The organism is Streptomyces sindenensis (genome assembly GCF_014649035.1).
GTDB lineage: Bacteria > Actinomycetota > Actinomycetes > Streptomycetales > Streptomycetaceae > Streptomyces > Streptomyces sindenensis.
The window spans coordinates 22,353-33,054 of the sequence record NZ_BMSG01000052.1; the positions used below are offsets into that span (position 1 = coordinate 22,353).

Consider the following 10,702-nt stretch of genomic DNA (forward strand, 5'->3'; position numbering starts at 1 on the left):
CAGCATCCGTGAGCCACTCCCCCTCGACCTGGCAACAGCCGCACCCCGCACCGGCATCGGCGGAACGCAGCGCGCTGACGGAGGCCGTCGCGGACCGCATCCTGGCCCGGGGCGCGGGCCGCCTCCTGATCGGCATCGACGGCTTCACGGCGGCGGGGAAGACGAGCTTCGGCCACGAACTGGCCGCGCTCATCGCCGAGTCGGGCCGCCCGGCGCTCCGGGCCACGCTGGACGACTTCAAGAACCCGTGGAAGGACCGGCACCTGTACGACCGGGAGTCGGGCGAGGGCTACTACCGCAACGCCTACGACTACGACGCGGCCAGGCGCCTCCTGCTGGACCCGTTCCGCTCCCCGGAGGCGACGTCGTGCGCCCTGTGCTCGATCGACCCGCTGACGCAGGAGAACCACGCGGCGGAGACGACCCCGCTCGCCCCGGACTCGGTCCTGATCGTGGACGGCGTCTTCGCGTTCCGGCCCGAGATCGACGCCTACTGGGACTTCCGGATCTGGCTGGACGTGGACGCCGAACTCTCCGTACGACGCGGCGCGGAACGCGACCGGAACTGGGCGGGCTCGGACGCGGAGGCGATCCACCGAAACCGGTACCTGGTGGCGGAGCGTCTCTACCTCGACGAGGTGGACCCGTTGCCGAGGATGGACGCGGTGGTGGACAACACGGACTTCGCGCGGCCGCGCTTGATGTCCGCGAAAGGACGGGGAGCGTTTTGACGTACGCGACAGAGCTTTCGGAGGCCCGTGTCGACGAGGCGGACAACGTCTTGGTGGCCCCCGCTGACGTACGGGGCGACGACGCGATCGGCGATTTCTTCGGGTCCACGATCACTCCGGAGGAGCTCGCCTCCGATCCGCCCGACCTCACGGGGAGAACCGTCTACCTGTGCGGCGACCTGTCGGCCATATCCGACGACCAACTACGTTCCGCCGAAAGGGTGTTCGCGATACGCGAGCTGTCGCACGGCGACGACGGGGACGCCGGCCGGCCGTGGACGGTCGTCGGCCTCGGCCGCGTCCCCCTGCGGGTGCACGGGGTCGGTGTGTACTACCGCCGCTTCTTCGATCTCGACGCCGACCACTTCGGACGGATCAGCTCGGAGCATGTGTTCCAGTCCCTGACGGAGTCCACGAAGCCGGGAACGTCCCATCGCAGCGGGATCTATCTGACGCCCGTCACCCAGGACGGCGACGAACGGCACTTCCGGCTGCTCCGGTGCTCCACGAACCTCTCGGGTCCGACCGAGACGTTCCGCCCGACCGACACGAGCGTGGTCGAGGAGCTGAACCGCGAGGCCGGCACCGTCTTCCGGGACCACGCTCCGCTGAACCACGTTCTCGCCCAGATCTACCGCAACACCCGTGCCACGGCCGAGCGCAAGCAGGCCAAGGCCAGGATCTCGGCCCACGCCGACAAGACCAAGGACATGCCGGCCAACGGCATCATGGCCTTCTGCACCTTCTACGACGGGCTCGGCCATCTGCGGCCGATGCCCGGCGACGCCTTCGACTACGGCGTGAAGGGCGTCAGCGGACTCACGCGACTCCACTTCCGCCTCAAGGAAACGGCCGGAGAGCGGGGCACGGCGGATGCTCTTCCCCAGCAGTTCAGCATCACGCTCCACCCCGGCTCGGTCTTCTTCATGCCGCTGTCCACCAACCGCCTGTACACCCACGAGATCCGGCCCTCGGGGCTGAACGCCGAACTGCTCCCGACCCGCCTGGGGTACGTGGTGCGCTGTTCGAGCACCGAGGCCGTGCACAAGGACGGGCACACGTTCCTCAAGGTGGCCGGAGACCTGGTGAAGCTGGAGCCGCCCACGCAGGAGGGCATGGAGGACCTGCGCAGGCTGTACGCCGAGGAGAACAGAACCGCGTCCTTCATCGACTACGGCGACAAGTTCCTCTTCAGCATGAACTCCGGTGATTACGTTGCCCCCAGAATCTAGGGTCGCGGAAAGGGTCCTCTCATCCGCTCTGCCGGCCGAGGAGGACCTCTTCGCGGAACTGTCGGCATCGGCCTTCCTGGAGGACGCGGGAAAGGGCCGCCGAGGCGCTGTGCTCACCAGGGTCGACGCGACGGGCGGTGTGCCTCTCGTGCGTACGACCACGCGGTACAGCACCCCGACGCAGCGCTTCCGCCCGGTGCACGAACGCCTGGCGCAGCGGATCCAAGAACGCGCGGGACTCCCGACCGGCTTCAACAACGCCCTGTTCGAGAGCTACACGAACGCGTACAGGACCATGGGCGCCCATTCCGACCAGGCCCTGGACCTGGCCGACGAGTCGTCCATCGCCGTCTTCTCCTGCTACCGCAACCCCGAATCCGGGCCACTGCGAAAGCTGGTCATCACGTCGAAGGACACAGAGGGGGAGACCTTCGAGATCCCCCTCACGCACAACAGCGTGGTCACCTTCTCCGTCGCGTCGAACCGGCGGCTCAAGCACAAGATCGTCCTGGACGCGCCCGGACCCGGACAGGCGGAGGAGAACGAATGGCTGGGGTTGACGTTCCGCACGTCGAAGACCCCGGTCCGGTTCCGCGACGACGGGCACGCCTGGCTCCCGCAGGGCACGCGGCTCACCCTGGCGGACGACGAGCAGCGGAGCGAGTTCTACCGGCTGCGGCGCCGGGAGAACCAGGAGACGGATTTCGCCTATCCCCGGCTGACGTACACCATCAGCGAGAGCGACCTGATGCCGCCGGTCTGACCTGGCCGTTCGACCCCGACGGCAAAAGCGCATGCTCTCCCGACCGGACCCGCGCTAGGGTTGCCGTATGAACGTCACCGGCCGAATCACCACCGCGACCGCGCGAGCGACCAGCTCGCCGGCCGCCGCCGCCTGACGTTCTCTCCCCCCGGCGACCGGAAACGGTCCGTCGGTAGTGCCGCGGAGCCTCTGGCCCCGGCCGGGTGACTGAACGGTTCCGTTCTCCGGTGCCTCCCCGCTACGACGCGAAGGAGCCACCCCCATGCGTACGGACCAGCTCATCAGGACGTTCGTCGAGTACTACGAAGAGCGCGGCCACCGCCGGATCACCGGCTCGACCCTGCTGCCACCCCCCGGCGACCCCGTCCTCTTCACGACCTCCGGCATGCACCCGCTCACCCCGTACCTGGAAGGCCGGCCTCACCCTCTGGGCAAGCGCCTGGTCAACGTACAGCGCTGTCTGCGCACGACGGACCTGGACGAGGTCGGGGACACCACGCACCTGACCGTCTTCGAGATGCTGGGCACCTGGTCGCTCGGCGACTACGGGGGCCCGCGCAGCCTCGACTGGGGGTACGGGCTGCTCACCGAGGGCCTGGGCATCGACCCCGGCCTGCTGCACGCCACGGTCCACGCCGGCGACGACCGGACGGGGACAGGGCCGGACACCGATTCCCTCGACCTGTGGCAGGGCCTCGGCGTCCCCGTGGAGCTCACGGTGGAGGACAACTGGTGGCCGAAGAGCGTGGACGACGACGGGGGTGAGGGCCCCGTCGGCCCGTGCGGCCCCGACTCGGAGATCTTCTTCTGGAGCGGCGACGGCCCGCCGCGGTCGACGCCCACCCGCGACGACCGCTGGGTGGAGGTGTGGAACCACGTGACGATGACCCACCGCCGACGCGAAGACGGTTCGCTCGTCCCGCTCCCCCAACGCAACGTCGACACCGGCCTCGGCCTGGAGCGCCTGGCCTCCCTGCTCCAGGGCAAGCGGTCCGTCTTCGAGTGCGACGTCTTCGACCCGTGGCGCCGTCTCGTCCCGCCCCTGTGGCCGCTGGAAGAGCCCGAACTGCGCCTGGTCAGCGACCATCTGCGCTCGGCCGTCGTGGTGCTCGGCGACGGTGTGCGCCCGTCCAACACCGGCCGGGGTTACGTGCTGCGCCGCCTGGTCCGCCGGGTGCTCACGGTGCTGTGGCGCCAGGACGCCTCACGCAGCCTCGGGGACCTGCCGGAAGACCTGGTCCGGCACACCCTGGACCACTTCCGCCAGGACGCCCGCCCGGCCGACGTCCTGCGGACCCTGCTCGACGAGGAGCACCGGTTCGGCCGCCTGCTGGACCGCGGCCGCAGCGTACTCGCCCGCCCCCGCTTCCAGGGCCCGCTGACCGAGGAGGACTTCCACTACCTGCACGACACGCATGGACTGCCGCGCGAGCTGGTCACGGGCTTGCGCCAGGAGTGAGGGGCCGTTCCCGTGCGGCTCCGAACGAGTGGACTTGGCGGGACGCGGCAAGGACACGGCGTGTGGTCCGGTGGGCGGATGGTGTCTTTGCCGTCCGCACCCCCGCCTGGAAAGGCCTTCCGCCATGCGACGCCGCACCTCCACCCGACGCCTCCTCACCACGACGCTGCTCGCGGCGTCCGTCCTGGCCTCGATGGCCATGGCTCCCGCCCCAACGGTGCACGCCGCGGGCTTCGACCAGCACGGCCGGCACGACCAGCACAGCCGGAACGACTGTCCGCCGGGCGGGCTCGATCCCGCGCTGACCGCCGAGCTGGACCGGACCATCGACGACGTCCGCGAGCAGGCCGGCATCCCCGGTGTCGTCGTCGGGCTGTGGATGCCGGGCCGGGGAAGCTACGTCCACGCGAGCGGTGTCGGCAACAAGGTCACCGGTGAGCCGATGTCCGCCGGCACCCGCATCCGGATCGGCAGTGAGACCAAGACCTTTACGGTCACCGCGCTGCTCCAGCTCGTCGACGAGAAGCGCGTCCAGCTGGACGACCCGATCTCCCGTTACGTCTCCGGCGTGCGCAACGGCGACCGGATCACGCTCCGCCAGCTCGCCGGGATGCGCAGCGGTCTCTTCCCGTACACCGCCGACGCCGGCTTCGTGCACGACCTGCTGAGCGATCCGTACCGCTCGTTCACCCCGCGCGGCGTGCTCGCGTACGGCATGCGGCACAAGAACACCTTCAAGCCGGGCGCGGAGTTCCAGTACTCCAACTCCAACCTCGTCCTGCTCGGGCTGGTGATCGAGAAGGTCACCGGTCAGCGTCTCGACCGCGTCATCCACGAGCGGGTGCTCCGCCCCGCCCGCCTCCACCACACGCTCTTCCCGACCGGGGCCGAGTTCCCCGAACCGCACGCCCACGGCTACACCGACCAGACGCTGAGCGGTGAGACCGAGGACGCCACGGACTGGAACCCCAGCTGGGCGTGGGCCGCCGGGGCGATGATCTCCGATCTGCACGACCTGCGGCGCTGGGCCAAGGTCGTCGCCACAGGTGAGCTGCTCAGCCCGGAGACCCAGGCGCAGCGGCTCAAGACCCTGCCGACCGGGTTCCCGGGGCTCAGCTACGGCCTCGGCATCTTCGAGACCGGCGGGTGGATCGGGCACAACGGTTCGCTGCCGGGGTACGAGACCGTGACCGTCTACCTGCCCGCGCAGAAGGCCACCATGGTCATCATGATCAACACGGACTCCCTCAGTGGGACCCAGGAGCCGTCCACTCTGCTCGCCCGCGCGGTGACGCAGGTCGCCACCCCGGACCACGTCTACGACGGCAGCGCCTCCCAGGGGCGCCAAACTTCCTGAGGCCAGGAGCCTGTCAGGCGCCCGTCGGCGGCGGTGCGGCCGCCCCGGCGCCCGCCGGAAGTCTGGAGCCCGGGACCCGGGATACGAGACCCGTGGATACGAGGCCAGAGGTTCGAGCGTCTTCTCAACTCAGCGGTGAACGAGGCTGGGTTGGGAAACCAGCCCTGCCTCCCTCGCCCTGCCATGTCCGGAGGCGTGAGCGTCAAGCAACTGGCAGGTGCCGGGGAGCCCACAGCGTCCTCGGCCGCCGCCTCCGTACCGGATCAGCGCACCGCTCCCAAGCCTCCGGAAGCGGGTTCAGCACCGCACTGCTGAACGGCGGGGCGGAGTCGCTCTTCCGCGCGTCACAGCAGGTAGGGAAACAGGCTGACCCTGTTCCGCTCCACACTGATCTCGACCCACGTTTCCTTGACCGTCACCGGAGGCGGCGGGTCGGCGAGGTCGAACAGGATCTGGGCGTCGGCCACTTCCAACACGGCACCGCCATCGCCGGTGAGGCTCAGCCGTCCCCGGAAGGTTGTTCGATCGCCGTCCTCGCCCACCATGGGCGAGGGATCGGCGGCCGGTCGCGTGTTACCGCCCCAGACCACGTCCTCCTCAACAGACCACTCCACATGATGCTCACAGCCCGCGTCTGTCGGATCACCGCACCAGCGCGCTACGGCCGACCCCACCCCCGAGCGCGTCCGGACTGTCACGGTCCCGTCGGGACCCCACCACACTGCTTCCACCTGGACCAGCATCACTCGGCAGGTCGCGGGTCCACCCGGGCCACCCAGCACGACAGCCGGTACATGCGCTGCCAGTAGGGGGTGTCGTCCCCGGGGCCGAGCACGGGAAGGATCCGGTCCAGGTCGGCGATGCACCTGTGCAGGACGCGGCGCCGCCCGTCGTCGAGGGAGCCGCCACCGCTCAGCCAGGCTGATACGCACCCGGCGATGTCGGCGTCGAGGAGCACGAGGTCGATGCCCGCCCGCTCCGCGCCGCGCAGTCCGGCGGGAAACGGCGCTTGCAGGTGCTCCTGCCACAAGTGGGAGACGGCGGATTCGAGCTCATCATTGCCGCTCGTGGAGTCCATGGAGAACATCATCGCGGACAACGGGCCCCGCGTCCGAGCGAGACCGAGACCCGGGACCCGGGACCCGGGACCCGCGCGCAGAGACCCGAGACCCGAGCCTCCGACATCACTCGTTCGGGGGTACGCGAACGGGGCTCCGGCCCGAAGCTCGGGTGCCGGGACCCGGGCGTCGGGATCCGAGACCCGGGGTTCGAGCGCCTTCTTTAACCGGGCGGCAGAAGAGGGGGGTTGGGAGAACCTCCCCTCCCTCCCCACCCCGTCACGGCCAGCCGGTATGACTAATCGTGACAGCTTGCGGCGCAGCGTGACGGCCACTTACGGTGCGAGAACCACGAGAACTAATCGACCCCGACACGGTGTTGGCGCACCAGCCGGGGTCTCACCGCAAGATCGATACCCTAGAAAGACGATCCATTGGCTACCCAGCACCTTAGCTCCGCCCTGTCCGTCCCCGCAGTCCCCGCCGCGTACCCGCTGGCCAAGCCCGGCTACGGCAAACGCTCCACGCCCGGCCAACAGCCGCGCACCCGCGACGACTTCGCCGCGCTCCCGACCCGTGAGCGGTACGTCGCCGGATTCGTCGACCACCTCCCCGACGGGGCCGCGATGAGCATCAAGCACCTGGCGAAGCAGCTTCCGCTGTACGGGCAGCAGGCCATCTCCACGGCCCTGAAAGCCCTGTCCGTCGCGGGGCATCTGCGACGCGTACGGTGCGCTGTCGGCGAGGGCGACGAGACCCGCTGGGCCTTCCGGACCTTCTGGTCCCGCACCGCACGCGACAACGAGTGGTGGACCACCTACCTCGCCACCGAGAACGCCACCCGGACCCCAACCCCCACCGCCGCACCGCCAGCCCCCTCAGCACCTGCGCAGCCCCCGACCGCCTCAGCACCGCCCGCCTCGCCCCCTGCCGCCGTACCGCAGCAGCGCACCGCGCCCGACCCCGCCCCGGGCACGGCACCCGAAACAGCTCCGGCGGCACCGGCGCCGGCATCGGCTCCTGCCACCGCCCCCTCCGCCGCCTACCTGGCCCTCGCCGAACTCGGCCGCAAGGACATCCGGCTGGCCCTGTCCGCCGACGACTGCGCCGCCCTCGAAGCACTGGCAGCGGAATGGCTCGACCGAGGCGTGGACGCCGACTACCTGACCGCCGCCCTCACCGCAGGGCTCCCCGCCCAGGTCGACTGCCCGCCCCGCTTCGTCCGCCGCCGCCTCACCGACAAGATCCCGCCCCGACTGCCCACCCGACCCACCACCCCGAACACCTCACCCGGCACCAGCACCGGCACCGGCACCCCCCGCCTCCTCATGGAATGCACCGACTGCGGCCGCCCCGGCCAACCCGAAGCCCTCCCCGACGGACTCTGCCGCCCCTGCCGCGCCGCCCACTCCGAGGGCCACGAAGCCGAAGCCGGTTCACCCGATCCCACCGAAATCGCCGCTGTAAAGACCCACATGGCGAACCTCCGCACCCTGCTCAAACCCGTCTGATCCCGACCAGGGCTGAGCAGGTCGCGAACTGTGGTCCCCGCGCGTGCGGGGGTATTCACACGACAGCCACCGGGGAACCACGAGCGGACGGGCCACCGCCAGGGGCCGCCCCCGGAGCAAAGGGGCGTGCGCTCCCCCGGCCCTTCCGAGATCATGACGCGATGAGCCGGATCAGCCAGGAACCCCAGCAAGCCGCCGACGTGAACGCCGCCATCGACGCCGAGCTCCAGTTGCTGGACCCCCGCGTCCGCACGTCACGGTCGCTCGCCGCGCGCCTCCTCGACCCGGAGTTCGTCGAGGTCGGGGCCTCGGGGCGGCGGTGGACGTACGAGGAGATGCTCGCCGCCCTCCCCGACCTGGACGGCGGGGGCAGCCAGGGGGAGGGTGACGGGGGCGGGGCCCGGTTCGAGCCCTCCCGGATGAGCGGGGTCGCCCTCGCCCCCGGGATCGTGCACCTCACGTACGAGACCGACTTCGGCGGTCGCCGGGCCCGCCGCAGTTCGCTGTGGCGCAGAGGGGACGGGTCTACGGGCTGGCGGATGTACTACCACCAGGCCACACCCGTCCCGGGCGCCGACTGATCTGCGGACACATAGGCGGAGTTGGGCCTTGTTGAAGGCGTCTGCACGGAGTTCGGGCGCCGCCCGGAACAGCGGGCCCGTTAAATGGCCGACCTGACGGCGACACCGCACACGGTGAAGCCAACTCAGCCGTGTTCGGCCGGACAGGCCACCGCCCATGGGTCTGGCGTCACCGTCGGGTTCGCCGTCACGGGGGGCGTTGTGCTGCTCAGATTGCAGATGTGATGATGTCCCTCATGTCTGACCACGAGAGCCGGGCAGGTGGACCGCCACAGACCGAGATCCCGAAGTCGCGGCTTGCCGAGTACGCAGAAATGTCCGACATCAAGCGGGAATCAGGCGGCTGGGGAAGTGCGGCAAGAGCCGTTCCGGATGTCTCAGCTTCTGAACTGCGGACAGTCGCGACGCAGCCGGGCGCGGTTCCGAGAGGAGCGGCACCGGCCGACGATCCGGTGGTCGTTCAGCGTCGGCTGGAGTTCACCGCACTGCTGGAAAGGTTCCGTGCCGCACCGGTCCTGGCCCCGATGGGCGAAGGGCAGGCGTCCGACGACGAGCGGGGTCTCCTGACCGCCGACATGAACGGCATCCGCTTCATCCTGGCCTTCTCCGACCAGCAGGCCCTCGCCCGTTACGCGCAGGCCCGCGGAGAATTCAGTCGCGAGTGGACGTACCAAACGATCCTGGGAGCACGTCTGCTCGATGTGGCAGTCCCTGCGGCCGGCGTGCCGTGCGGAGTTGCGCTGGACTGTGCGGACGGGCCGGACGGACTGGTCCTCCCACCGGTCAAGGGGATCGTGCCCGACGGGGCCGCGATCGACGCCAACACGCACGAATAGGAGAAACGAATGAACGGGGGCGGCGGGGATCTCAGGACTCAGGGCCTGAATCTGATCGCCAAGGGCCTGACCGACGCACTCAGCGAGCTGAAGGAGCTGGGGATGGCCGGGCAGGCGGGGAGAGGGCGTGGGTTCGGAGAAATCGCCCTCTCAGGGCTGGAGTTGGGAGAGCAAGGACTCACCGACGAATTCTCGTCGTTCTGTGAGCGCTGGGAGTGGGGAGTCCGTTCCCTGATTAGCGAGGGCAACGCGCTGGCCAAGGGCACGGGGCTGTCCGCCGGTACGTACTACGAGAACGAGCAGTACGTCGAGGGCACCTTCAAGGTGGTCACGAACGCGGCCATCGGTAATCCGTACGCCTCCGAGGACGAGGTCACCCAGCAAGGCTGGGGGGATATCGCCACCTCCGGCGTCTTCGGAGGGGTCGACTACAGCCAGGAGTCATGGGACCGGGCCGGGGAGAACATGAGGCAGGGCTGGAAGGAGGCCGGGCGGGATGTGATGACCTCTCAGACCCTGGGGCCCCTGGGACTCAACCCGCAGAATCTGCACGGCACGTTCGGTGTCTCCGACGCCGAGTACGAACGCATGCTGGACGACACCTTCGGCCCGTCCCCCGAGGCACGGGCTCAGGCAGACCGGCAGCAGGGTGGGAGTGAGGGCTGATGGGCGTCCTCGGCGACCTCGGCGACGGCCTCAAGGACCTCGGCGGCGATCTCAAGGACGGGTTCAACGACGGAATCGGCGCCCTTGAGGACGGTCTCGACGAGGGCAAGAAGCTCCTCGGTGAAGGCATCGACTGGGGCACGAACAAGGTCGGGGACGGCCTGGACCATGTGGGGCTGCACGGCGCCGCCGACGCCGTCGAGGACTGGGGCGACGGCGTCGCTTCCGATCTCGGCGCCACCCCGGGGGAACAGCAACTCGGCCAAACCGAGGACGCCAACGAACTCATCCACGGAAACGCCGGCAGGATCACCGAAAGCGCCAAACACCTTCAGGATTTCCAGGCCGCCTTCGACAAGGTCGGCCAGGGCATGCGCAGCCTCGACTCCACGCGGTGGAGAGGCGAAGGCGGCGACGCCTTCCGCAAGAAGTTCGACATGCACCCCAGTAAGAAGTCATCTCATTTGGTGAGCCTGCGGTAGCAGATGAGGGTGCAGGCGATGCTGGT

Annotated in this window: 12 protein-coding genes; 10 read left to right on the plus strand and 2 right to left on the minus strand. The window is 69.6% G+C overall.

Going from position 1 to position 10,702, the window contains the following annotated elements:
* The first annotated feature begins 8 nt into the window (after nt 1–8).
* The 5 genes from IE145_RS32065 to IE145_RS32085 all read left to right on the plus strand — a co-directional run bounded on the left by IE145_RS32065 (nt 9) and on the right by IE145_RS32085 (nt 5,542).
* Nucleotides 9–731, plus strand: coding sequence for a nucleoside/nucleotide kinase family protein (locus IE145_RS32065; protein WP_229825997.1), 723 nt, complete (start codon nt 9–11; stop codon nt 729–731).
* A complete protein-coding gene (locus tag IE145_RS32070) occupies nt 728–1,963 on the plus strand; it encodes a hypothetical protein (protein ID WP_189528942.1) in 1,236 nt (411 codons plus the stop codon). The genes IE145_RS32065 and IE145_RS32070 overlap by 4 nt, the downstream gene beginning before the upstream one ends.
* Nucleotides 1,947–2,726, plus strand: a complete 780-nt coding sequence (locus IE145_RS32075) for an alpha-ketoglutarate-dependent dioxygenase AlkB (protein ID WP_189528943.1) — start codon at nt 1,947–1,949, stop codon at nt 2,724–2,726. The genes IE145_RS32070 and IE145_RS32075 overlap by 17 nt, the downstream gene beginning before the upstream one ends.
* 262 nt (nt 2,727–2,988) lie before the next feature.
* On the plus strand, nt 2,989–4,185 hold the full coding sequence (locus IE145_RS32080; RefSeq protein WP_189528944.1) for an alanine--tRNA ligase-related protein: 1,197 nt from the start codon (nt 2,989–2,991) through the stop codon (nt 4,183–4,185).
* A gap of 124 nt (nt 4,186–4,309) precedes the next feature.
* Entirely contained in the window at nt 4,310–5,542 is a 1,233-nt protein-coding gene (locus tag IE145_RS32085; protein ID WP_189528945.1) for a serine hydrolase domain-containing protein, read from the plus strand.
* Nucleotides 5,543–5,886: 344 nt separating this feature from the next.
* Here IE145_RS32085 and IE145_RS33645 read toward each other — a convergent pair whose 3' ends face one another.
* Nucleotides 5,887–6,087 (minus strand): hypothetical protein, encoded by a 201-nt coding sequence (locus IE145_RS33645; protein WP_229825998.1) that lies wholly within the window; start codon nt 6,085–6,087, stop codon nt 5,887–5,889.
* Nucleotides 6,088–6,284: 197 nt separating this feature from the next.
* A complete protein-coding gene (locus IE145_RS32095) occupies nt 6,285–6,620 on the minus strand; it encodes a hypothetical protein (protein WP_189528947.1) in 336 nt (111 codons plus the stop codon).
* A gap of 414 nt (nt 6,621–7,034) precedes the next feature.
* Between IE145_RS32095 and IE145_RS32100 the strand changes: the two genes are divergently transcribed.
* The 5 genes from IE145_RS32100 (at nt 7,035) to IE145_RS32120 (ending at nt 10,676) form a co-directional block, all read left to right on the plus strand.
* Nucleotides 7,035–8,111 (plus strand): MarR family transcriptional regulator, encoded by a 1,077-nt coding sequence (locus tag IE145_RS32100; RefSeq protein WP_189528948.1) that lies wholly within the window; start codon nt 7,035–7,037, stop codon nt 8,109–8,111.
* A gap of 161 nt (nt 8,112–8,272) precedes the next feature.
* Entirely contained in the window at nt 8,273–8,692 is a 420-nt protein-coding gene (locus IE145_RS32105; protein ID WP_189528949.1) for a nuclear transport factor 2 family protein, read from the plus strand.
* Between the two features lie 236 nt (nt 8,693–8,928).
* The gene (locus IE145_RS32110; RefSeq protein ID WP_308427841.1) at nt 8,929–9,528 is read left to right on the plus strand and encodes a hypothetical protein; all 600 of its coding nucleotides are present in this window, start codon (nt 8,929–8,931) and stop codon (nt 9,526–9,528) included.
* A gap of 9 nt (nt 9,529–9,537) precedes the next feature.
* Nucleotides 9,538–10,194, plus strand: coding sequence for a hypothetical protein (locus IE145_RS32115; RefSeq protein ID WP_189528950.1), 657 nt, complete (start codon nt 9,538–9,540; stop codon nt 10,192–10,194).
* Nucleotides 10,194–10,676 carry a putative T7SS-secreted protein gene (locus IE145_RS32120; RefSeq protein ID WP_189528951.1) on the plus strand — a complete coding sequence of 161 codons (483 nt, stop codon included), beginning with the start codon at nt 10,194–10,196 and terminating at the stop codon, nt 10,674–10,676. Before IE145_RS32115 ends, IE145_RS32120 begins: the two co-directional genes overlap by 1 nt.
* Nucleotides 10,677–10,702: the final 26 nt, after the last annotated feature.

Bases quoted from the DNA above. Each gene is read 5' to 3' on its own strand.
- IE145_RS32080 (WP_189528944.1), top strand. From the start codon at position 2,989: ATGCGTACGGACCAGCTCATCAGGACGTTCGTCGAGTACTACGAAGAG.
- IE145_RS32085 (WP_189528945.1), top strand. From the start codon at position 4,310: ATGCGACGCCGCACCTCCACCCGACGCCTCCTCACCACGACGCTGCTC.
- IE145_RS33645 (WP_229825998.1), bottom strand. From the start codon at position 6,087: ATGGTGGGCGAGGACGGCGATCGAACAACCTTCCGGGGACGGCTGAGC.
- IE145_RS32095 (WP_189528947.1), bottom strand. From the start codon at position 6,620: ATGGACTCCACGAGCGGCAATGATGAGCTCGAATCCGCCGTCTCCCAC.
- IE145_RS32105 (WP_189528949.1), top strand. From the start codon at position 8,273: ATGAGCCGGATCAGCCAGGAACCCCAGCAAGCCGCCGACGTGAACGCC.
- IE145_RS32110 (WP_308427841.1), top strand. From the start codon at position 8,929: ATGTCTGACCACGAGAGCCGGGCAGGTGGACCGCCACAGACCGAGATC.
- IE145_RS32115 (WP_189528950.1), top strand. From the start codon at position 9,538: ATGAACGGGGGCGGCGGGGATCTCAGGACTCAGGGCCTGAATCTGATC.
- IE145_RS32120 (WP_189528951.1), top strand. From the start codon at position 10,194: ATGGGCGTCCTCGGCGACCTCGGCGACGGCCTCAAGGACCTCGGCGGC.